Origin of the sequence: Vreelandella neptunia (assembly GCF_022489065.1) — a bacterium.
Taxonomy (GTDB): domain Bacteria; phylum Pseudomonadota; class Gammaproteobacteria; order Pseudomonadales; family Halomonadaceae; genus Vreelandella; species Vreelandella neptunia_A.
The window spans coordinates 297,231-320,023 of the sequence record NZ_JAKVTW010000002.1 but is presented as its reverse complement, the minus strand read 5'-3'; the positions used below and the strand labels follow the sequence as shown (position 1 = coordinate 320,023).

Here is a 22,793-nt window from a genome sequence, read left to right as displayed (position 1 = left end):
CTACGCCTAGGGTGCTTCTCATACGCCTGATTTAAGTGAACTATTAGCCGCTGCACTCATGAACAATACATCATCTGTAGACTCTGACTCGATAACAAAGAAGCCAAGGCTTGAATACAAAGAACGAGCCGCATGGTTATCTCGATAGACGCGCAGCGTAACCGTCGATGCGCCTGTTGATTGTTTGGCCTTTTCGGTGAGCTTTTCGCAAAGCAAGCGGCCTGCTCCACTACCTCTTACTTCAGGCGAAATAATAATCCTACCGATATGCACAGCCCCCAGCTTTCCGGGCCAGAACTGGCCAAAACCAATGCAACGGTTTTCGATATCGGATAAACAATAGCTTGAGCACCCTTCTACGGTGAGTAGCCCAGGCAAATTGGCTGCAACAAAGGGGAACGGCACGGATGGGCCAGCCCAGCGGGAGCAGGACTTCTCATCAGTGATCCAAGACGCAATAGCCTCATAATCGGTTTTTTCGGGTGTTCGCAGAGTTGTTTTAATATGTCTAGTGCCTGAGATCAGTTGCCAACTGAAGCGTGGCAGCGCTCTGGCCGGTCAGCTGCAGCGTGCTATTAGCTTCTTTTAACCTCTGCATATAGTAAGGGTAAAACAAATGGAAGAGACCGCCAACATGGCTCCGTTGGCTAAGGCAAAAACCTCTTCAGCCGGCTGCCATGCTAGTAATCCGTTATTCATTCCAAAAGAAAAGACGAATAAAACGAAAGCTATCAATGAAGCAGCCATGTAGGTATTTATACCTGCCGAGCATTCTTCAGCTGTATATTTATCTGGTTGGGAGGTGCGACTTAAGACTTGAATCCTCAGGCAGCTAAAAAACAATGCGAAAGCCAACAAAGGAGCCTCTGGTAACACGAACAAGGAAAACCAAGAGTTAGAAGACAAAGCAAACCAAATAAGTGCGACTAAAAAGGGCACCGCTATTACTAGCGTATCAGAGACGTAAAAAAGTCGTTGTTGCATGGAATTATCTGCTTTTGGATAACTGTTTAGTATTTTCGCCGTGTGGAGCATGGCGGATAAAAGCCTGGTGGAATCAAGCGAGTCCATCAGGCGGCTATTTGAGAAGGAGTTGTATTGAGCCGCGAGGGCCTCCGGAAGCACCAAGTCGGTCGTAAGCGTGTCTTTTGGCCCTTTTGATCGTGATACTGGCCATCACCTCTATGCCCGCGAGTCTAACTCAACCCAATGTATCGCGCCTGACAGCCAAAATCCATCGCCATGACAATCGTAACCGTGACCAGTGAGCGGGCCGAATAGCCAAGCCCTTTGTCAGAAGTTAGAGTATGGCTTTATATCATACTCAATAGCGGTGCTCTTTGTGATTGGATGAGGTTGCTCGTGGGAGAGGCGATGGAGGTAAGCTCGACTCCAGTGCTTTCTTCAAAAACCGCTAACGCTTGACGGATATGCAATAGTACAACCATAGGCCAGAAAGCTCTAATGACGGGCCCTCATCAGCTCCTTGTTGATGCGTGGAGAAGGAAGCGCCTCCCAAACCCTTCACCATCTAGGATGAGCTGCTTGTGTCGGTCGTGGCCAAATGTAGTCTTTATAGCGCAGGGCCACTTGGATGGCGCCGTTTCCATGGATAAAGTCAGCAATAGGCTGTGGGAGTTGCTGCATTAACTGATCTTCGACGTTGGCTTTTTGCCTAAAGCCAGCGTTTGGCTTAGTTAGTTTCAAACTAAAGACGATCGCTTCGTAGTCAATTGATATATTTGGGTTCATTATGGCACCAAGATAGGAAAACGCCAAAGGCCTAACACGCGAAGTTATGTTCGAATACCCCGCACTATGTTCTACTTTGAAGTTAGGCATGCTGAGTTTAAACAAATGGCCCTTTGGCAGAAGGTAGCATCATATAGATTTTTCAAGGTTCTGAGTTCAGCCTATGCTGAAGACACAAAGCTCGGGATAGGAATACAACGACGCATATCTCCTGTGATGTGCAGGTGAATAGCAAACCATCACAAAGGGCGGCCACAAGTTCCAAGTGACACCCGCACTCTATTAAATTTTTTGTACTAAGGGTCTTCATCCACTTATTTTCTTTATCAAAATTACTACGAGTGGTTTTTAATGATTGATAGTATTTATTCTCTCCCTGATTACGCCGCATTAAAGAAACTCGCGTCTGCTCTTTGGCAGCAGGATAGCTCGTACCATGGTGCAGCCGTCATGGTTGGGGCAGGTTTTAGCAAAAGTGCTGCATCGACTGGTGATGCCAACAGAAAATTGCCACTTTGGAACGATTTCTCTAAAGCGCTTGCGGCAGAATTAGATTCAGCCAGCGAAGATCCTTTACGCTTGGCGGAAGAATATTGTGCATATTTCGGCAAACAGACACTTAATGATTTAATAAAAAAAGAAGTAAATGACGCTGCTTGGTCACCGGGTGAACTACATAATTCTCTACTTAAATTACCTTGGACAGAAGTTCTAACCACTAACTGGGATACCCTGCTTGAACGTGCATCCACTGAGGTTCATCAACCTCTTTATAGTGTAGTTTCCAAACAGGAGGATCTCTCAAGTGCCAGATCACCACGAATCGTTAAGTTACATGGAACCATCGATGTAACCAAAGAGTTAATTTTCACGCAGGAAGACTACCGAAAGTATCCACAACGCCATGCAGCATTCGTCAATTTCTCACGGCAGGTATTCATAGAAAACGAACTATGCTTGATAGGCTTCTCTGGCGATGATCCTAACTTTCTCCAATGGGCCGGATGGGTCAGAGATCATCTGTCAACTCATTCCAGGCGCATCTACCTTGTTGGCGCTTTGGGACTAAATGCTTCGAAGCGGAAATATCTAGAATCCATCAACGTAGCACCAATTGACCTAAACGACCTGGTCGCTGAGCATGATGAACTTGATACCAAACATCTGGAAGCGACAAAAATATTTATTAAGGCTCTACAAGAACACAAGCCTAAACAGGCTTGGGAGTGGGAGCCAACGCCGCTGCATCGAACAACCAAGACTGGGGCAGAAAACACCAAAACCCATCAAGATGCCAGTTATGCTGCCAAGTTACTTGAGGAAAAGCTTCCAACTTTAGAAAAAGACAGATTGTCTTACCCTGGCTGGCTGATTTGCCCCTATATGCAGCGTTTTCAATTACAAGAACAAATAAACGATCCTTGGCCTAACCCAAAAAATTTATCTTCGATGACGGCAGCTTGTAAGAGCAAGCTACTATACGAAATAACTTGGCATTATAAAGAAACTTATGAGGCCATCCCGATTTGGCTGGCTAACGAGCTGCTAACGGTATGTAACCCAGAAAAACCCTGTGCGATAACTAAAAAAGAGCAATTAGAAATTGCCCTTTTGCTACTGAAAAACACGCGTTGGATGAACAACTCTGACGCTGAATCTATTGCTCAGACAACGAGCGATATACTTGAGAAAGGTGGAAAGCATTGGGCTGACAGTAGCAATGAGCTTGCATACCATAAAGCTATCGTGGCACGAGATAAGTTTGACTACGCTACTCTAGAAATATACGTAGGAGAAATAAAAAGCAGCAATTCAATTTGGAAATTAAGAAAAGCTTCTCTGCTTGCCGAACTCGGCCAATTTGAAAAAGGTAAAGTAATAGTGGCAGAAGCGTATCGAGAGCTACTAGGTCATTATCGCAATGACAGAAACTCAATCTATGTACTTTCTCGTTTGGCTTGGACGCAATGGCTAATGCGCGGCATTGACCTTTCGTCATTTAGAAATGAGATCAAGGCTTTCCCAACCAGTTATCGAGATTCTAAATGTGACCCATGGGATCACATTGAACATATAAGAAATCGCATTACCGATGAGCTAGATAAACAGCAAAAACAACAGGCAATAGAACCCGCATTTGAACCAGGACGATATAAAGACAATTCCAACACAGTAAGTTTTAGCAGTAATCTTCATCCTTTGCTTCTTTTAGAAGGTATTTCAAACACAGTTGGTATGCCACTACGGTGGAAAGGCGTCAGCTTTCTTGTTGAACAGGCGGCTAGGCTTTCTGAGCTAGAGGAGATTGATAATGTCCATCGTTTTTCTTTGGCTATCCGTTCAGCAAACAGCGACACAGCAAGCGTCTTGAAAAAAGTGTTCTCAAGAATTGGTATTGCATGCCTGCCTGAAAGTGATGTGAATTTCTTACTAAACCAATGCACACTCGCAATCAACTATTGGGTAGGAAAGCGAATAGAAAAATCGGGGGATGTTAGTATCCATGCTATTGACTACCTGAGGGTTTTCATAGAGGTTCTGGCCCGTGTATCCGTACGTGCAACACCGGAACAGGCAAAAAAATTATTCCACTTAGCTTTATCTCTGGGCAAGAATTCTGACCTGCATCATTTCTGGCTATTTGATGCAATTAAGCATCTAACGGAATTTTCACTTAAAAGCATTCCTCGACTGCAACAACATGAAATACTGCTGGAGGCCTTATCATTCCCCCTACAAACTGAAATAAGTATTAGGGATCATATAGAGTGGGCAAATCCAGTAATAAAATTTCCTGGAGAAAGAAAATTAGATACTACTATTGACCGTCGCATAGATGAAATAATAGATGGTATCACGCCAGGTTCACCTCAAAGCTACTCTGCTCTTTTGCGTATTCTGCCGTTGATTGAAAATAAATTTCTTTCTACTAAAGAGCTAGATAAAATTGCGGATAAAATTTGGAGCATAGCGCCTGATTATCAGACCCTTCCTGATACGGGGTTATTCAGGTATGTATTACTTTCGCTTCCTTCAAAAAACCCTTCATCTGTCAAATCTCTTGTCAGAAACTACCTCTTTGAAGCTAAAAATCTAAATCTCTTTAATCGAGAGTTGCTAATGGATATAGCAAATGCTGCACAAGCAGAAAACATTAAGGAGCTTCCTTCAGCTAACCAGGCTGTTGCTTACTTCCAGAAACTGATCTCATGGAGGCCGCAACAAAATGACACAGATATATTTGGAATTACTAAACAAGAAGAGCGACAGACCGCTGAATTAATCGGGGAAGCACTAGCTCGATCAGTAATTCCTGCGCTTTCTTCAAAGGAATTTACTGAAGATAACTTTCAGAAATTATATGCTTTTCATGCTGAAGTTGAGGTGCCTGCAACTTTAATCGCATTTTCATATTTTGCCGCTTCGAATGAAATATTTATCGATCAAGTGGAAAAACTAATCAAGCAAGGGTTTCAGTCGCAAGATCCGAATAAATTGGCTTGCGCTTCTCACGCTCTTTTAGTACTGAGAGACATGAAGGAATCGCCAATTATAGATAGATTAATATTAAGGTTAATTTACCTTATAGGATCGAATCGTATAATTGGTTTACCAGCGCTAATACGTACTGCCAATGAGATGTATAATAAAGAATATCTCACTGTTGAAAACATAGAGTCATTGATAGAAATTCTACCTGTAATATTTGATAGCTCAGCGTATAGAAATATCGCTCCTTCCACCCGAGAGTCTGTCAGCATTTCATTTCTACGTGCAGCATGTGTCCAGCTAGCGAGGGACATCATATACAAAAACAATAATAAGGACAGCGAGTTAATGCGCATTGTCGAGGAAGCTAAGCAGGATGCTCTGCCAGAAGTTAGGTTTGTTGACACAGGCACACCGAACTAATTGAAATTAAATTTACAAGTACATTAATTATTATAGATTCATTTAATGGCATAAAGTAACGCCAATCACTATGACTCTATCTCAACGATTTTTACATAAAAATAAAATTCGGTTGTATAGCTAGTTATCACATCTAAATTTAACCCAACCCCACACACACCACCTCCCCACCAAACCACTGCTGCTTAAGCCCCCGCTGCTTTTCCAACAGCAGCGTCAGGTACTCACACAATGGGTGGGCTGATGGCAGCGCAGCAAGGTGCTTGCGCAGCCTACGCTGGTAGGAGAACTGCTCAGCAGGCACATGCAGCGGCGTGGCATTTTGAGCAAGCCATTCAAAGGCGGGCAAGAGCAAGTGAGTGGCGTTGCTGTCGAGGGCTAGCGTGACGCCTTTTACGTCGAAATCACCGGCGTAGATATGTGTTCGGCGGGTTTTGTGCCAAGCCTCGGCGAGTAATGCAAAGCCGCCGCCGTAGTGGCTGTCGCCGCGGTAGACGACTAGCGGGTTTGCGTAGCCGCTTAGCGCTGGGAGTTCCGGCGAAAACTCATAGAAACTGTCGAGGTTTTCGACCTGAATCAGGGCGCTAAAGGCACTCAGCTTTAGGCCGAGTACATCCACATCGCGAATGGCACGTGGCTCGGTGGCAAGCCCTGCTATTGGCTGCGGCGGAAAGCTGACGAGAACCCGCCGTGCACGGGGGCTTTCGCGGGTTGCCTTGTCTTCTTCTACGCCCTCTTTCGCTTGGGCGCTGCTGGTTAGGCCGCTGAGTGAGCGGCCTAGCGGTGCTAGGCGGGCGCTTTCGAGTACGTCATTGATCTGCGCCAGCAAGGCCACATCAAAGCACAGCGCTTTACTGTTGATTCGCGTGGCCAGGTCAATGTCGTGTTGGTGACACCAGGCCACTACGTCGTCTACCCACTGGCGGCGCGGCTTCTCCACCGCGGGCTGGCGGAGAAGTTCGCGGGCGACGCCGTTAAGGCCATTGCGTGCGCGGCTGGGTAGGTTCATACGGCCAGCTGCAGTTCTACATCGTGGATCAGGCGCAGGTGATTGAATTGGCTGGCCTGGCTCTCTTGCTGTTTGAGCCTGAACGCTTTCTGATCGCTACGCGGTAGGCCTTGGTATTCGGAAATCACCTGGAAGAGCCAGATTTCATCCGGCCATTCCAACGGGCTTTCGTGTAGGTACTCAAGGGCACTGACCGGCTCCGCCTGGGGCTGGTCGATCACGCTTAAATAGAAGTGTTCCACATCCTGCTTGAGCGCCTGCTGGCGGGCAGCGGCGAGGCTGCTCTCTTGCGCTTGGGCCGGGGCCGCGGCTTCAACCGTTTGCGTGGTGTGGCGCGGCTGGGGGAGTTGGTGCAGCAGTTCGGCGAGCAACCGGCTATCCAGGTTGCGATCCAGCGCCGGGGCGGCGGCGGCGCTTAGCGGTGCGGCTTGATTGACCAGCCCTGGCACTTCGCTGCGCCGGGCGTAGTTGCCGGGTACAAAGCCGGGGTGTTCGCGCATAAAGGCGACCATACCGCTGATCAAGCGGCTGCGCGCCTGCTGCTTGCGAAAGCGCGCCATCAATTCGATCAAGCGCCGCTGTACTTCGCGCAGGCCGGTGTAGTGGTGGCTTAGCTGCTGCTGTAGCTGGCTGATTAACAGCTTGCGCAGGCCGCCGTCGCTGCCCACCAGCTCGATCAACTCGTCGAAGTCGATCAACGCCAGGCCATCCAGCAGCCGCGCGATCTGCTTCTGGGCGCGGTCGTTTTCGCGGATTTTGTCGTTGAGCTGGCTGACGAAACCGAAATCGCTATTCAGCCTCTGCCATAAGCTATCGATGGCATCGGCGAAGCGCCCGTTCAGGTCGTCGACCTCCTGGCGCAGACGCATCAGCTGCTGCTCCAGCCGCCAGTGTTCGCCGCGGCTGCGCGCCTCCCGGTAGCTGTGTACCAGGGCACGAATCAGCTCCAGGGTTTCCGCTACGTCGGCGTTCACATGGCGGCGGGTCTCGTCGGCGAGCATCTCGGCGATCAGTTCGCGTACCTTGGGCGCCAGCTTCACGCCGCTCTGCTCATCCGGCCGCCATAGGATGCGCGCCGCCAGCAGCTTGCGCAGCGCACTATCGCTGAGCGATTCCAGCGGCACTTCATCGCGGGTGTAGGCCTGCATCAGTACATCGGCGTGCTTGCCGAGTAGCGCCAGCCGTTCGCTGCCGGTTTTCAGCAGACGGCTTTCGAGTGCATGCTCACCGCCACTCACAGAAGGGCCTCCTGAGCGCCAGAGCCCTCCTCGCTACCGGATTCGATGGGCAGGTTCTCTTCATCGCGGATAAAGCGCACCAGATCCACCAGGTAGTCGATCTTGCCGGTGACGACGAATACCTGCCGCTCTGAATGCGGCTGAAGCAGGTAGCCGTGCTCTTTTAAGCGTTTAAAGACCTGCTTTACCTGGGCGTCGAGCTGGTCACTTTGCGAGCCAAAAAAGCTGTCGGTGGCCAGGCGCTCCAGGCGTTCGCGTAGGCTTTGGTTGTCTTCGCACTTGGCGCTGAATTCGGCGGGTTTGAGCACATCGCCGGGGGCAGCCAGGGTATCGCGACCCAGCGCCTCTTGCACCAATTGCAGCCACTCCAGCAGCGGCAGCAGGCTATTGAGCGTATCGCCAAGCTGGCGGGACAACTGATCCCGGGCGTTGTCATTGAGCTGACGCCAGGCCAGAAAATAGACGCTGCCATCCTCATTGCTGGCCAGCCGCCGGTTAAGCGGCCGCAGGTAGGTATCGATCTCTTCCCGGGTCTCTTCATTGGTGAGATGACGATAGCCGCTTTCATCGCTGATCGGGCAGACAAACTCACCGGCCAGCAGGCGCTCTAGCAGTGGGCCATGTTCGATCATACCGTCACCTCCTGCTGACGTTCATGGAGCCGTTCGGCCAGGCGGCTTAGCCGTGGTTCGATGCGTTTTAACACTCGCTTGTTGGGGTTGGCCTCATCGCGATCGATCAGGTAGCGGTTGGCGAACAGTAGCAGCACATCGGACTCGGGGTTGGGAAACGCGCCGACGATATGAATGCGGTTGCTGTCGCAGGCGTCGAACAGTTTTTCGACATTGTGGTACGCCAGGGTGCCGATCTCATCAATCGGCCAGTGGATGGCGATTTCCGCATCGCCGCGCAGCAGGCGGGTAAAGGCGAGCAGGAACTTGCACAGAATCAAATACGCCATGCCGTGGCTGGAGGACTCCAGCAGCTGGCGGTCGTTTTTGATTACCAGATCGGTGCCGCCTTCGTTCAGGTGCAGCTCCAGGCGCAGCAGGCTTTCGAAGCTGTACTGCTGGTCGCTGCGCAGCAAATCGACCACGTCCGCTAGGGCATTGAGGTAGTCGTCACTGGGCAGCGTCTGGCCGGATTCGCGCCACTCCTTGTAGCGCTGGGCGAACAGCTTCAGCGGCTCCCAGAAGCCGAGTTCATCAATGGTGGACTGGATGCGCACTTCGGCCTTGGTGATGCCTTCCAGGCGCAGGTCATCGGCAACCTCTTCAGAAAGCCGGCGGCTCTGGGCGCTGATGCGTCGGTTCAAGTCGCGGAACACGGTGAAGAACTTATCCAGGTCGTCGCTCAGGTTGCGGCCTTCCTGAATCAACTGCTGCTGTTGGTCTTCGAGCAGTTTAAGCATGTCGCGCAGTAGCGGCAGCTGTAGGCGCGGGTTATCGCTCTGCAGCTTGCTGCGCTCGCTCTCCAGCGCTTCGGCGAAGCCGCTGCTGGCGTCCTTGATTAGTTGGCTTTCCACTTCTAGGCAGCCACGGCGTAATTGCTCGATAAGCTGGTGGCGATTGCCCAGCGCTTGGCGGGCGCGCTCGATGCGCTCGTCCACATCGCCCAGGGGCGCACCGGGCGCTTGGCCGTCGGGTTCAATGGCAAGGCTTTCCAGCTGGGTGAGCAGCGGTTTCAAGGCTTCCAGGGCGGCGTATTCGTTCTCCCGCTGGGTTTTCAGCGTGCTGACCGTGCTTTGGTGGGTTTTGCGCGCGGCCTGAAAGTCGTTTTTCAGGTGTTCTTTATCGCGCTGCTGCTTTTGCTCCGCCTGCTCCAGCTCGGCTTCTTGCGCGACCAGCTGCGGCTTGTGCTGCCCCCACTCAACGCGCATAAAGCGGGTGTATTCGGTGAGTTCATCCTGTCGGGCGGCGGTGACGCGAATGCGTTCCTCCTGGCTGGCCAGCCGCGCCTTGGTATCTTTTAGCTTGGCGGGGTCGACGCCCTGGTCGGCCAGTTCCTGGCTAAAGGCCTCTTCCAATTCCGCGCGCTGGCGCTGGTGTTCGGCATTGGCTTCGCTCAACTGCTGCTTATACTGGCGCAGTTGGGCATCCAGGCTATCTACCTGGCTCTGGCCGTCGGCTTTTAGCTCCAGCAGTTGGCTTTGATGGGTCTCGCTGAGGGCGGCGAGCGCCTGCTGCTTCTCTTCACGCAGCTCCTTTTGCGCCTGCTCCTGGCTGGCTAGCGCGGTTTGATGAGCAGTGCGGCGCTCCTGCTGGCGCTTGGTGTGGCGCTCGTGCTGCTGGCGGCGGGCCTCTAGCGCAAACTCGACTTCCTGCTCGGCGCGCTTGTGGGCCATGCGGCCCTGATCCTGGGCTTCATCGGCCTGCTGCACCCGCTCGTTATGCTGTTTGAGCGATTTCTCAGCGGCTTGGCTCTCCGTTTGCACCCGGCGTTTGGCGCTATCGGCTTCTTCGATGGCGGCCAGCAGGCTGGCTTCGTCCTGGGCGTAATCCGGCAGGGCAATGGCGGAAAGATCCACCGCTAGCCCGAATAGGTCATCGCTCGCGCCTTCTGCCAGCTGCGGGGCGAGGTCACGCCGCTCCAGCAGCTCCGGGGCAATTACCTTGCCTAACTGCTGCTCCCAGCCGGGGCGGTGGTAGCGCAGGAAGTGGCGCAGGCTGCCCTGCTCCGGGTCGCGCTGCTGATAGAGCGCAAAGCAGCGCTGCTCGGCGCGCTCCAACTGCTGACGAAGCTGCACCAGCTGCTGTTCGGCACTGTCGCGCTCGCGCTTGCGGCTTTCAAACTCCCGGCGCAGGCCATCCAGCGTAGCGGCGGATGCGTTGCGCTCCTGCTGGGCCTGATCCAAGCGCGCCTGGGCAAGCTCCGCCTCGGAAGCCTCTTCGGCGGTCTGGGTCGAGAGCGAGAGCTGCGCTTTTAGTTCGGCTAGCTGTTCAACGCCGAGTTCCAGCTGCGCCTGATACTCGCCTTCCAGGCGTTGGCGCTCCTGCTGGTAGCGCTCGTTGAGCTGCTGTTCGGATTCCCACTGCTGTTCACGGCGCAGGGCTTTCTCTTCGACCAGGGCGTCGATCAGTTCCTGGGATTCACGGGTCTGGCGGGCCAGCGCCTCAGACAATTCGCGCAGCCGACCATCCAGGCGCGCCTGGCTCTCTTTTACCGCGTCCTGCATCACGTTTAGGTGGGTGCGCAGCTGGTCACGCTGTTCCCGCCACTGGGGCAGCGCGTTGATGTCGCGCTCCAGGGCAGGCATGTCCGCCTCGGCGTATTGCTCGTACTGGGTTTGTAGATCATTCAGGCGGCGCTGTGTCTGCTGCAAATCGCTGACCACTTCGCTGTGGCGGTCGTTTAGCTTATCCCGCGCCTCACTATAGTCGCTCTCCCGCTGCTGGAACTCGCGGTGATGGCGGGCCAGCTCAGCATCCACATCGGCCATCTGGCGCTCTGCTTTCTGGCGGTCCTCTTCTAGCTGGGGCTTCAGTTGCCACAGCGTGGCATCTAGGTCGGCGAGTTCGCGGTCGATACCGGCGAGCCGGGCCAGGGATGCCTGCAGCGGTTCCAGGCGCATGGATTGGCGCATCTGGGCAATCCACTCCCGCGCCTTGGTGTTGCGAATCCGGGTCACCGGCAGCTCGACGCCATCCTCTTCGAAAATCGCCGCCAGCATGGTTTTGAGGGTGTCCATCTTGCCCTCTTTGGCATGCACCGCGGAGACCAACTTTTCAATATGTCGGATACGCCGTTCGGGCTTCACCAGACTGAACTGCGCCGCGATCTGGCGCAGTTTGAGACCGTCGCGGCTGTTACCATGCAGCTGGGTAAAATCGTTTTGGATGACCGAGCGGAATTCAGAGGTGGCACCCAGCTTGGGCGACACCGGCGTACCGTTGCGCCGCAGGCCGCTGGCCCACTGGGTGTAGTCCAGCGCCGCCACGCCCGCGTCGCTCTCCACCAGATAATCTTCCGGCTGGTAAGGCGCGCCGACAAAACGGTATTCCACCCCGCCTTCTTGTTTACGCGTGAGCACTGCCTGGCAAATGTTGCCCGCTTCGCGGCGGTATTCGTACACAAGATAGCTGTTGCGGTTGGGCAGGTAAAACGCATCAAACTTCATGCGCGTTTTGGGCACGACCTTATTGGGTAGCTCGCCGTAAAACACCGGCACCAGCCGCTGCAGCGTGGTTTTACCGGAGGCGTTGGTGCCGCAAATATTGGTGTGGCCATCCACACTCAGTTCCACCACCCCTTCCAGGTGGCCGTGAATCATCACGATGCGTAGCAGGTGGGCCATGCCGTGTCCTTTCGATGACTATTTCAATGGCTATCTAAATGGCTATTTCAATAACGAGCCGGAGCGGTTTGCTGATCGCTGAAAGTGGCTAGTTTGCCAGACACAGACCAAAGCGGCATCTTCTGGCGTCGCTGGATGACCTGATCATTTCGTTTGTGTTTATCCGTTGGCCCGAATTTAAAACTTAGTTTTAAATTCCAGTGCCATGGCATTTTCTTTCTGCATTCTTTCTGCATTTCGCGTACTTTCGTTTTTTGCAGAAAGACATAAATAGCTGATTTTTAGATAATATAAATTTATTTTCTACTGTTTTCATTCTGCAAGCTTCCATTCTGGCTTACCTCTCGAACCCGTATTAAGAATGCGCTTCCGCCGCCTCAGCTTGGTCAAAAGGTTGCCGATTTTGCGCTGCTTTTGTTCAAGAGTGAGCGCATCACTGAGCTTGTCGATTAGCAACTTGTCGATTTCTGCGCGATTGGCTTGGCCAAACTGATACAAATAATCGATGACCAGCTTGGCGTAAAACTCATCATCCTGCGCGCGTGTGCGGATATAATCCGCTTTGCTTGCAGTCGCCTTGGCCACACTGGCCGAGACATAAAAACGCGGCTTTCGCCCCTCTATTAGGCCAGCGCGCTTTAGGCGAGTTACCGCCTCGTCGGGAATCGGTAACTGCTTCTGAACTCGGTCTAATGCCAACACATCCGCAAGTGGCAGGTCAGTTTGCTGGATCAGAAGCCGACTGTAGGCTGGATTGACGACACCACCATAGATAGTCAACCTAACCGCACCCGATTCACCAAGATCATAATCGGGCATGGGGAGATAACGACGGGCTTGGCGGGCAAACATGTCATGAATGCCGTAGCCCATAGTATCGATCATGTTCAGCTCGGCCATGGCTTGGGCTAGAAAGGGGTTGCGGTAGCGCCGGGGTATTCGATTGCCTTCCAGATAGTCACCGGGCACACCCTCGTAGAAGCTTCCCTCATTTTCAAACACCAGCCGATCCGGCTGTTCAATTAACACGACCCGTCCATTGCGCATGTAATCCTGATGAGCGATGCAGTTGTGCAGAGCCTCCAGCACAATCTTCTGGTCATACTTCGATACTTCAACAGGCAACAGCTCATCCTGTGGGAGCAGGCGTAACTGGATGTTACGAATGCGCTGATACAATTGCGAAGTGGTTAGCAGAAAAGGAGGAGCAAAGTGCTGGTAGGCACGCTCTATACCCTCCAACTTCCAGGTCATCTGGGCTGGATAAGGCGAGAGATGCCAAGCCGATTCAGCCTTGCCCAGTAGCAACAGCGCAGTTCGCGTAATTTTGCCGTTCTGGGTAATGCGTGCCCGATCAAGGAATGTGGACAAAGGCCAGCCCATAACCTCTTCGCCACTAAAGCGATTGGCGTATTTCTGGGCAAAGGCATCACGGGCCTTGTGCAGCGCAGCCTCGTCCAGGTCGGCTAAGCTGGCAGCTGGAACTAGCTGCGCACTCCAGTCCTGTGCCAGAGTTTGTTGACGAATCTCATCTTGTTTATCCAGTCCCAGGGACCCCAGGCTTTCACCCGCACGGGCGTGATAGTGCCCCTTCCATGCTATGGGAATGCCGCGGGGTGCTGCCGGTATCTCAAATAGCAAAACCCTACCGCCTGTATGCTGCAACTCATGGATATTGCGGAAGGTGACGCTGGGCTCGGTGGTTTGTGCCACTTGTTGTTTCAGACTATGCAAGCGCTCAGAGTCTTCGCGGTAGCTGGTTCCCACTACACCACGAGTTTTATTGCTAACGCCAAATACCAGCCAGGCACGCTCCAGCCCACGCAGATTGGCTTCATTGCTGAGGGCCGAGAAGTACTCACCAATCTTGTTGGTAGGGTAATCGTTATCAGCCTGCTTGAATTCCACTACCTCGTTTTCCCAGGTGTGGATTAAGCCCTCAAGCAGCGTATTCAAGGCTGGTTGATCCATGCCGTGTCCTTTCGTTTACTAATCGGATCGTTTTGCTGATCGCTGAAAGCGGCTAGTTTGCCAGACACCTTGATGGCTTGTCTTACTGATTACGCCTTACCCAGCAGCCCCTCAAAGAAACTCACCGCGTTGGCTTCCAGCCCTTCGAGGTAGTAGCCGCCCTCCTGCACCACCAGCGTGGGTACATTCAGGCTCGCCACCTTGCGGCCCAGTTCACCAAACCCCGCTGTAGAAACGGCGACCTTGGCTTGGGGGTCGAGTTCGTAGATATCGAACCCCAGCGCCAGCACGATGGCGTCAGGCTCGAACAGGCGGATGGCCTGGCAAGCTTGTTCCAGGCGGTCAAAAAACACCGCCTCTTCTGATCCATGGGGCATTGGCAGGTTGAGGTTATAGCCCAGCCCGGCGCCCAGCCCGCGCTCGTCTTCAAAGCCGGTTACCGCTGGATAAAAGTTGGTGGTATCGCCATGGATCGAGATATACAGCACATCGTCGCGATGATAGAAAATCTCCTGAATCCCCTGCCCGTGATGCATGTCGGGGTCGAGCACGACGATGCGCGGGTAGCGCGAGGTAAGGTGCTGCGCGGCAATGGCGGCATTGTTGAGAAAGCAGAAGCCTCCTGCGGAATCGATACCCGCGTGATGGCCCGGCGGGCGCGATAACGCATAGGCAAACCGATCACCGGCTAACAAGGCCTCCGCACCGGCGACTGCGCTTTGCGCTGACCAGTAGGCAGACTGCCAAGTATGCTGCCCCACCGGCGCGCTGCCATCTGCCAGGTAGCGGGCGGCTTCCGCCAATATGCCGCGCAGGGCATTGGGCGAACGCACAAAAATATTGGAGATAACCTCTTCTCCCCAATCTTCCCCAAGGGCATGCCAGCGACGATGGGCGCTTTCGAGAAAGCGCAGATAGGGCAGTGAATGCACCGCTCTCAATGGGGCCACGCCATAATCGCCAGGTGTTTGAACATCGAAGTTCAGCCGCTTGGCCGCTACCAGCAGTTGTGTGGCGCGCTCAGGCACTTCCTGGGGCGTACGCATTTTCCCACGGGAGAAGTAGGTTTGCGGCCGATGCAGACATTGATCAGCGTGGAAGAAGGTCTTCATCGGCACTATATTCATCAGAACTATCCTTCATCAGAACTATCTCCGGTTTCGCCCACACCCTTCACCACGAATTTGCGAGCAACGCCTATGTGGTAGTCAATCGCCTCACGGCAGGCGGCTGGGCTGCCGCTATCCAGCGCGTCGAGCAGCTTAAAGTGGCTGGTGGCGATGGTGTCGGGGGCTTCATGAGTTTTGGTAATCAGGGTGATGCAGAGGCGCAGTTCATGTGCCAGGTCGTCAAAGGCGCGCAACAGTCGCTCGTTGCCGGCGTAGTGCAGCATGAGGCGGTGAAACTGCAGATCCTCTTCAATCCGGCGGGTGCCATCGTTACCGGCTGCGGCCTCACAGAGCACCTCAACCTGCTGCTTGAGCGCGCGCTGAGCTTCCGGCGTATAGCGCTCCGTTAAGCGCTGAATCGCATGACGCTCAAGGCATAGCCGCAAATCAAACACATCTTCGAGTTCAACGGCATTCAACGCGCGTACAAAGAAGCCCCGCCGAGGTTTCGAGATCAATAAGCCACGGCTTTCTAACAAACGAGCGGCCTCGCGAACCGGCGCACGGCTGACACCCAAGTCACGGGAAAGCTGTACTTCCGAGAGCCGTTCGCCGGGTAAAAAGTGTTGCTGAATAATCGCTTGGGTCAAATAGTCAGCCACCTGCTCGACCAGGTTCTGCTGATGGATGAAGGGCCTGGGAGCCGCCGTTGGTAAGGCCATAAAGTTCACTCGTGGGGTATGACGCGTTTCCTTAAGTATGACGAAAAAAAGCTGCTTGTCGACGAACGATTGCCGACTGTCGACAGTTTTACCAACTGCTGCTATGGTCAAAACAGGTCCCCAATAAACATCACAATCGGGCCTGACACGTCACGCCTCGCTCGCCAAACGACTACGTAACCTCATTACGTGCTAATAACCGAGGAGCAGGAAACATGAAAAAACCTTTAGCTTTGGCTATTTCCGCTGCAGCACTCGCTTTTACCTCCGCCGCACTGGCCGATGACCCTAAAGAGGGCGGTGTGGTTAACACCATTATCCAGCCGGAGCCGCCTGGCCTGGTGCTGGGCATGGTTCAGAACGCGCCCACACGTACCGTCTCGGGCAATATCTACGAAGGCCTGTTGCGTTACTCCACCGACCTTGAACCCATGCCACAGCTGGCGGAGTCGTGGGAGGTCAGCGACGATGGCCGCACCTACACCTTCCATTTGCGTGAAGGCGTTACCTGGCACGACGGCGAAGCCTTTACCGCCGATGACGTCGTATTCTCCGCCGATGTCTTCCACCGTGAGTTGAACCCCAGTGCCCGCGCCGTGCTGCAGCATGTAGAGAGCATCGAAGCCACCGACGACCACACCGTGGTATTTACCCTGAAGCAGCCTTTCGGCCCGTTCCTGATCTCCTTCGAGGCGGGTACCTTTACTATGGTGCCTGAGCACCTCTACGCAGGTACCGACTTCCGCAATAACGAGCACAACGACCACCCCATCGGCACTGGCCCGTTCAAGTTCTCCAATTGGGAGCGCGGCACGGTGATCGAACTGGTCAAGAACGAAGAGTATTACGAAGAGGGCTTGCCCTACCTGGATGGCGTGAACTGGCACATCATTCCCGATGGCGCCTCCCGTGCGGTAGCCTTCGAGAACGAGACCATCGATGTGCTGCCCAGCGGTACCGTCGAGAACTTCGATATTCCCCGCCTGGCCGAGATGGATAACGTCTGTATGACCGAAGAGGGCCATGAGTACTTCAGCCCCTTTGCCATGCTGTGGATGAACAACCGCGAAGGCCCCACCGCTGATAAGCGCTTCCGCCAGGCGGTGATGTACGCCATGGATCGCGAGTTCGCCAAAGATGTTCTGTGGAACGGCCTGGGCAATGTGCCGCTCTCCGCCTTTGGCTCCAATGCACGCTTCCAGAATGATGACCTGGAACCCTACGACTACAATCCAGACCGCGCCCGTGAGCTGCTGGATGAAATGGGCTACGACGGTGAAGAGATCACGATCCTGCCGCTGCCCTACGGCGAAACCTGGACCCGTTGGGCCGAAGCCGTGCAGCAGAACCTGCGCGAAGTAGGCATTAACGTTGAAACCCAAGCCACCGATGTGGGCGGCTGGAACCAGCGCCTGGGCGACTGGGATTACGACCTGGCCTTTACCTATCTTTACCAGTATGGCGACCCAGCACTGGGCATTTCACGCACCTACCTTTCCGACAATATTGCCAAGGGCTCGCCCTGGAATAACGTGGAAGGCTACGAAAACGAGCGTGTCGACGAGCTGTTCAATGAGGCCGCCACGGCTTTTCCCGACGAAGAGCGCGAAGCACTTTACAGTGAAGTTCAGGAAATCCTGCACGAAGACGTGCCCGTTGGCTGGCTGATGGAGCTGGGCTTCCCGACGCTGTACCGCTGTGATGTGCAGAACCTGGTTACTTCCGGCGTAGGTGTTAACGACGGCTTTAAAGATGCTTGGCTAGATCGCTAAATCCAAGCCACCCAGGTAGCGAGAGCTACCTGGGTTTTTTAGCTATGTCTTGAAGGTATTAGCCAGGAAACGACTTATGGTTTACGCGCGCCTCATTCTGATGCGGCTGTTTAAAGCCGTGATTGTGCTGTTTTTAATCGTTATTTTTAACTTCTTGCTGATTCAGCTGGCCCCCGGTGACCCGGCCGCGATTCTGGCTGGCGAAGCGGGTGCCGCCGACCAGGAGTTTCTTAACCAACTGCGCGAGCGCTTTGGGCTCGATCAGCCGATGTATGTGCAGCTGTGGCGCTACGTGTCGGGTATCGCCATGCTCGATTTCGGGTACTCCTACCGATTGGGCGTCCCAGTATTTGATCTGATTATGGATCGTTTACCCGCCACCCTACTGCTCACCGGCACCGCTTTTGTGCTTTCGCTGGTATTGGGCATCGTGGCGGGTTCCATGGCCGCGTCACGGGTTAAGAAGCCTTCCGGCTCGATCATCATGGCGCTGGCGCTGGTGTTCTACGCCACGCCGCTGTTCTGGGTCGCACTGATGTCGGTGGTGGTATTCTCCGTCTACCTCGGCTGGCTGCCCGCCTACGGGCTTTACACCGTGGGGGCAGGCCATACGGGGTTTGCGCTGGTGCTCGATGTCGCCAAGCACCTAGTGCTCCCGGCGACGACATTAGCGCTGTTCTTTATGGCGATTTACACCCGCATGACGCGCACGTCGATGTTGGATGCCGCTCAGCAGGATTACGTCAAAACCGCCCGCGCCAAGGGCTTGAAGCCCAGCATTATCCAGCGCCGTCATGTGTTGCGTAACGCCCTGCTGCCAATCATCACGTTAGCAGGCCTGCAGGCGGGGCAGATGGTCGGCGGGGCGATCCTGACCGAAACCGTGTTTGCCTGGCCCGGCATCGGGCGGCTGATGTTCGAAGCGTTGCAACAGCGCGACTACAACCTGCTGCTGGGTATTTTCTTCTTCTCGGCGGCCTTGGTCATCGTCTTCAATATCATCACTGATCTGGTCTACAGCTTGGCTGATCCACGTATCAAGAAGGGGGCCGCATGAGCTTTTTCGCACGCTTCGCGCAAAACCGTGGCGCCCTGGTGGGGCTGATCATCCTGCTGCTGATTATCGCCATGGCGATACTGGCGCCGCTGCTGTTTCCTGAATCCCCCTGGCGCATGGTTCAGCGGCCCTTTTTGCCGCCGCTTTCGCAAGATGGCTTTCCCCTGGGCACCGACACCATGGGCCGCAACGTGGCCTCAGGCTTAATGCACGGCGCATGGGTGTCGCTGTTGATTGGGCTGGTATCCACCAGCGTGGCGCTGCTGATTGGCGTTCCCTTGGGTGCTATTGCAGGCTACTACGGCGGCATCATTGACGATGTACTGATGCGCTTTACCGAGTTTTTCCAGACCATCCCCAACTTCGCGCTGGCGATAGTGCTGGTGGCGATTATGCAGCCGAGCATCACCTCAATTGTGCTGGCGATTGCGATTGTCAGCTGGCCGCCGGTGGCCCGTTTAGTGCGCGCCGAGTTTATGTCGCTGCGCAACCGAGAATACGTGGAAGCGGCGCGTTTGGTGGGCCAGTCCAACACCACGATTATTCTGCGTCAGATTCTGCCCAATACGCTGTCGCCGATTATCGTGCTGGCATCGTTAATGGTGGCCACCGCGATTTTGCTGGAGTCGGCGCTGTCGTTTCTCGGCTTGGGCGACCCTAACGTGATGTCCTGGGGCTATATGATCGGCGCGGCGCGAACGGTGATTCGTCAGGCGTGGTGGCTGAGTTTCTTCCCGGGAGTGGCGATTCTGCTCACTGTACTGGCTTTAAATCTCGTCGGCGAAGGGTTAGATGACGCCTTGAATCCCAAACTGTCCCGCGAGCGCTAGGCGTTTGTTATGGCTGGAGTACCTGTTATGAATGAAGCATCAACAGAAACCGTGCTTAGCATTCGCGACCTCAACATTTCGCTCCCCAAAGGAGCGGATCGCGCCCTGGCGGTGGAGGATGTTAGCTACGATGTAATGCGCGGGGAGATCATGTGCGTGGTGGGCGAGTCCGGCTCCGGTAAATCGATGGCCGCCAACGCTGTGATGGGGCTGCTGCCCAAGGGCGTGAACGCCACCCATGGCGAGATACTGTTCGAGGGGCAGGATCTTCTCACCTTAACGGAAAAGCAGCACCGCGCCCTGCGTGGGCTAAAAATCGGCATGATCTTCCAGGAGCCAATGACCGCCCTTAACCCACTGATGCGGGTAGGCGCGCAAATTGCTGAAGTGTTCGAGGCCCACGGCCAGTTCACCCCCAAAGAACGCCAAGCCCGCGCGCTGGAGCTGTTGATCGAAGTGGGTATTCCCCAGCCGGAGAAAGCCATTCGCGCCTACCCGTTTGAGCTTTCCGGCGGCCAGCGCCAGCGGGTGATGATTGCCATGGCACTCGCACTGGAGCCCATTCTACTGATTGCCGACGAGCCCACCACTGCGCTGGATGTCACCACGCAAGCTCAGATTCTGGAGCTGATTCGCGACCTTCAGCAGCGGCGCGGCATGTCGGTGATGTTTATCACCCACGACTTTGGCGTGGTGGCCGAAATTGCCAATCGAGTTTGCGTCATGCGTCACGGCAAGATCGTCGAGCTGGGTGACGCCAAGTCGGTGCTTGAGAATCCTCAAGACGCCTATACCCAAGCGCTGATTGCCGCGATTCCCAGCAATGCGGTGCCGCCCCACCGTGAAACCAGCCAAGTCGCCCCGCTGCTGGAGATCAAGCAGCTCAATAAGGTCTTTCGCTCCCGAGGCGGGTTCCTTAAACCTTCCCGCGAAGTGCGCGCCCTTGAGGATGTATCGCTCACCTTGGCGCGGGGTGAAACGGTGGGCATCGTAGGCGAATCCGGTTCCGGCAAGTCCACCCTCGGGCGCTGTGTGGTGCGTTTGGAGCACCCGGACAGCGGCGAGCTGCTGCTGGATGGCGTGAATCTTTCGCAGCTCAAAGGCGATGCGCTACGCCGGGAACGCCACCGGGTGCAGATGATATTCCAAGACCCTTACGCCTCGCTCAACCCACGCACCAAAGTGGGTATGGCGATTGCTCAGGGGCCTATTGCCAACGGCACACCCAAAGCCGCGGCGCTTAAACAGGCCGGCGAACTGCTCGACATGGTGGGCTTGGGCGCCAGCGCCGTGGAGCGCTTCCCCCACGAATTTTCCGGTGGCCAGCGTCAGCGTATTGGCATTGCCCGGGCGCTGGCGCTCAACCCCGAGCTGATTGTGGCGGATGAGGCCGTATCAGCCTTGGATGTGTCGATTCAAGCCCAGGTCTTAGAGCTGCTGGAAGAGTTGAAACAGCGGCTCTCCCTGTCGCTGCTATTTATCACCCACGACCTGCGCGTCGCCGCGCAAATTTGCGACCGCATCGTGGTGATGCAGCACGGCCGCATCGTCGAGCAAGGCAGCGCCGAGCAGATTTTCCTCGCCCCACGTGAGGCGTATACCCAAGACCTGCTCAAGGCAATTCCCGGCCGCGAAGCGCCCGTGGCGGCAACCGCATAAGTTTGCAAAGCAGGTTTTTCAAAAGCTAGTTTACCGAATGGACAAGACACGCTAAGGAACACACATGCACATAACCCTGGAGGCTCTGCGCGCCATTGTCGGCCCGACCCACGTATTAACGGGCGACGATGTTATTAGCCGCAGTGTCGATTGGATGACCGGCGCGCCCTGCCAGGCAGGCGCTATTGTACGCCCGGCGGATACCGAACAAGTCGCCGCGGTGATGCGCGCTTGCCATCAGGTGCAGCAGCCGGTGGTGACCCACGGTGGCCTAACAGGCTTGGTACACGGCGCTGAGGCGAGCCCAGATGAGCTGGTGATATCGCTAGAGCGGATGACCGCGATTGAAGAGATAGACCAGGTAGGCGGTACGCTTAATGTTCAGGCCGGGGCACCACTGCAACGGGTTCAGGAAGCCGCTAAAGAGGTCGGGCTGCAATTTCCGCTGGATCTGGGCGCCCGGGGCAGCTGCACCATTGGCGGCAATATCGCCACCAACGCCGGGGGTGTCCGGGTCATTCGCTACGGCATGATGCGCCAGCAGGTGCTCGGCCTGGAAGCAGTGATGGCCGATGGCCGGGTGGTCAGTTCCATGAACCGCATGCTGAAAAATAACGCCGGTTTCGATTTAAAGCAGCTGTTTATCGGCAGCGAAGGCACTCTGGGCATTGTGACTCGGGCTGTGCTGCGGCTACAGCCACCCACTCCCAGCGAGCAAACGGCGATGGTGGCCTGCCCTTCATTTGAGGCGCTCACTGGTCTGCTCAGCCATATGGGCAAATTACTGGGCGGGAGCCTCGGCGCTTTTGAGGTGATGTGGCAAAACCACTACCGGCTGCTCACTGAAACCCTGGGCCGCCACACCCCGCCGATTGCCACCGAGCACCCGTTTTATGTGATCATTGATTCCCTGGGCAGCGACGCCGAGCGCAACGCCACCCAATTCAGCGAGGCGTTAGAAAGCGCGTTAGAGAACGAGCTGATCGTCGATGCGGTGATTGCGCAGTCGACTACCCAGCGCGATGGGCTATGGGCGATTCGTGAGGATATCGAGGGGTTGGTCAAGGGCATGGCGCCGGTACTTACCTTCGATGTCAGCCTGCCGATTGCCGATATGCAGCGCTACACCGATGCCTTGGAAGCGCAGTTAACCCAGCGTTGGCCCGAGGCGCGCTTGGTAGTGTTTGGCCACCTGGGCGATGGCAATCTGCATATTTCCGTTAGCGTGGGGAGCGCCAAGGTCGAGGTGCGCCGTGAAGTAGAAGCCATGGTCTATCAGCCGCTGGCGGCACTTGGCGGCTCGGTTTCCGCCGAACACGGCATCGGCCTGGAGAAGCGCCCCTGGCTGAGCACCTGTCGCTCAAGCGCCGAGATCGAGCTGATGCATACCCTCAAGCAAGCGCTAGATCCGCTCAATCTGTTGAATCGCGGTAAAGTACTTCAAGAAACGTTTTAAGTTAATCATTAA

15 protein-coding genes are annotated in these 22,793 nt (G+C 54.8%); 6 read left to right on the top strand and 9 right to left on the bottom strand.

Annotated elements, in window-relative coordinates; translation table 11 throughout:
* Window positions 1–18: 18 nt before the first annotated feature.
* Window positions 19–492: a GNAT family N-acetyltransferase gene (locus tag MLE19_RS05630; RefSeq protein WP_276322358.1), complete on the bottom strand. Its 474-nt coding sequence runs from the start codon at window positions 490–492 to the stop codon at window positions 19–21.
* Window positions 493–585: 93 nt separating this feature from the next.
* Window positions 586–1,071, bottom strand: a complete 486-nt coding sequence (locus tag MLE19_RS05625) for a hypothetical protein (RefSeq protein ID WP_240717090.1) — start codon at window positions 1,069–1,071, stop codon at window positions 586–588.
* Between the two features lie 1,032 nt (window positions 1,072–2,103).
* Between MLE19_RS05625 and MLE19_RS05620 the strand changes: the two genes are divergently transcribed.
* On the top strand, window positions 2,104–5,664 hold the full coding sequence (locus tag MLE19_RS05620) for an SIR2 family NAD-dependent protein deacylase (protein WP_240717089.1): 3,561 nt from the start codon (window positions 2,104–2,106) through the stop codon (window positions 5,662–5,664).
* A 139-nt stretch (window positions 5,665–5,803) separates the two neighbouring features.
* On the opposite strand, the gene MLE19_RS05615 is transcribed toward MLE19_RS05620, so the two are convergent.
* The 7 genes from MLE19_RS05615 to MLE19_RS05585 form a co-directional block, all read right to left on the bottom strand.
* A complete protein-coding gene (locus MLE19_RS05615) occupies window positions 5,804–6,673 on the bottom strand; it encodes a DUF7281 domain-containing protein (protein ID WP_240717088.1) in 870 nt (289 codons plus the stop codon).
* Window positions 6,670–7,911, bottom strand: a complete 1,242-nt coding sequence (locus tag MLE19_RS05610) for a hypothetical protein (protein WP_240717087.1) — start codon at window positions 7,909–7,911, stop codon at window positions 6,670–6,672. The genes MLE19_RS05615 and MLE19_RS05610 overlap by 4 nt, the downstream gene beginning before the upstream one ends.
* Window positions 7,908–8,543, bottom strand: a complete 636-nt coding sequence (locus MLE19_RS05605) for a condensin complex protein MksE (protein WP_240717086.1) — start codon at window positions 8,541–8,543, stop codon at window positions 7,908–7,910. The genes MLE19_RS05610 and MLE19_RS05605 overlap by 4 nt, the downstream gene beginning before the upstream one ends.
* Complete coding sequence (locus tag MLE19_RS05600; protein ID WP_240717085.1) at window positions 8,540–12,205, bottom strand: ATP-binding protein; 3,666 nt, start codon at window positions 12,203–12,205, stop codon at window positions 8,540–8,542. Before MLE19_RS05600 ends, MLE19_RS05605 begins: the two co-directional genes overlap by 4 nt.
* Before the next feature lie 312 nt (window positions 12,206–12,517).
* On the bottom strand, window positions 12,518–14,176 hold the full coding sequence (locus MLE19_RS05595; RefSeq protein WP_240717084.1) for an RNA-binding domain-containing protein: 1,659 nt from the start codon (window positions 14,174–14,176) through the stop codon (window positions 12,518–12,520).
* Between the two features lie 89 nt (window positions 14,177–14,265).
* Window positions 14,266–15,288, bottom strand: a complete 1,023-nt coding sequence (locus MLE19_RS05590; RefSeq protein WP_240717199.1) for a histone deacetylase family protein — start codon at window positions 15,286–15,288, stop codon at window positions 14,266–14,268.
* Window positions 15,289–15,308: 20 nt separating this feature from the next.
* Window positions 15,309–16,007, bottom strand: a complete 699-nt coding sequence (locus MLE19_RS05585) for a GntR family transcriptional regulator (RefSeq protein WP_240717083.1) — start codon at window positions 16,005–16,007, stop codon at window positions 15,309–15,311.
* Window positions 16,008–16,222: 215 nt separating this feature from the next.
* Here MLE19_RS05585 and MLE19_RS05580 point away from each other — a divergent pair, with 215 nt between their 5' ends.
* From MLE19_RS05580 to MLE19_RS05560, 5 genes are all read left to right on the top strand, one after another.
* Complete coding sequence (locus tag MLE19_RS05580; protein WP_240717082.1) at window positions 16,223–17,779, top strand: ABC transporter substrate-binding protein; 1,557 nt, start codon at window positions 16,223–16,225, stop codon at window positions 17,777–17,779.
* Window positions 17,780–17,855: 76 nt separating this feature from the next.
* Window positions 17,856–18,836, top strand: coding sequence for an ABC transporter permease (locus MLE19_RS05575; protein ID WP_240717081.1), 981 nt, complete (start codon window positions 17,856–17,858; stop codon window positions 18,834–18,836).
* Window positions 18,833–19,666 carry an ABC transporter permease gene (locus MLE19_RS05570; protein ID WP_008959734.1) on the top strand — a complete coding sequence of 278 codons (834 nt, stop codon included), beginning with the start codon at window positions 18,833–18,835 and terminating at the stop codon, window positions 19,664–19,666. The genes MLE19_RS05575 and MLE19_RS05570 overlap by 4 nt, the downstream gene beginning before the upstream one ends.
* A gap of 27 nt (window positions 19,667–19,693) precedes the next feature.
* The gene (locus tag MLE19_RS05565) at window positions 19,694–21,325 is read left to right on the top strand and encodes an ABC transporter ATP-binding protein (protein WP_240717080.1); all 1,632 of its coding nucleotides are present in this window, start codon (window positions 19,694–19,696) and stop codon (window positions 21,323–21,325) included.
* A gap of 64 nt (window positions 21,326–21,389) precedes the next feature.
* Complete coding sequence (locus MLE19_RS05560; RefSeq protein WP_240717079.1) at window positions 21,390–22,781, top strand: FAD-binding oxidoreductase; 1,392 nt, start codon at window positions 21,390–21,392, stop codon at window positions 22,779–22,781.
* Window positions 22,782–22,793 lie beyond the last annotated feature (12 nt).

Coding starts and splice junctions, on each gene's coding strand:
- MLE19_RS05570 (WP_008959734.1), top strand. CDS start 18,833: ATGAGCTTTTTCGCACGCTTCGCGCAAAACCGTGGCGCCCTGGTGGGG.
- MLE19_RS05600 (WP_240717085.1), bottom strand. CDS start 12,205: ATGGCCCACCTGCTACGCATCGTGATGATTCACGGCCACCTGGAAGGG.
- MLE19_RS05560 (WP_240717079.1), top strand. CDS start 21,390: ATGCACATAACCCTGGAGGCTCTGCGCGCCATTGTCGGCCCGACCCAC.
- MLE19_RS05595 (WP_240717084.1), bottom strand. CDS start 14,176: ATGGATCAACCAGCCTTGAATACGCTGCTTGAGGGCTTAATCCACACC.
- MLE19_RS05605 (WP_240717086.1), bottom strand. CDS start 8,543: ATGATCGAACATGGCCCACTGCTAGAGCGCCTGCTGGCCGGTGAGTTT.
- MLE19_RS05575 (WP_240717081.1), top strand. CDS start 17,856: ATGGTTTACGCGCGCCTCATTCTGATGCGGCTGTTTAAAGCCGTGATT.
- MLE19_RS05580 (WP_240717082.1), top strand. CDS start 16,223: ATGAAAAAACCTTTAGCTTTGGCTATTTCCGCTGCAGCACTCGCTTTT.
- MLE19_RS05585 (WP_240717083.1), bottom strand. CDS start 16,007: ATGGCCTTACCAACGGCGGCTCCCAGGCCCTTCATCCATCAGCAGAAC.
- MLE19_RS05620 (WP_240717089.1), top strand. CDS start 2,104: ATGATTGATAGTATTTATTCTCTCCCTGATTACGCCGCATTAAAGAAA.
- MLE19_RS05565 (WP_240717080.1), top strand. CDS start 19,694: ATGAATGAAGCATCAACAGAAACCGTGCTTAGCATTCGCGACCTCAAC.
- MLE19_RS05625 (WP_240717090.1), bottom strand. CDS start 1,071: ATGGACTCGCTTGATTCCACCAGGCTTTTATCCGCCATGCTCCACACG.
- MLE19_RS05615 (WP_240717088.1), bottom strand. CDS start 6,673: ATGAACCTACCCAGCCGCGCACGCAATGGCCTTAACGGCGTCGCCCGC.
- MLE19_RS05590 (WP_240717199.1), bottom strand. CDS start 15,288: ATGAAGACCTTCTTCCACGCTGATCAATGTCTGCATCGGCCGCAAACC.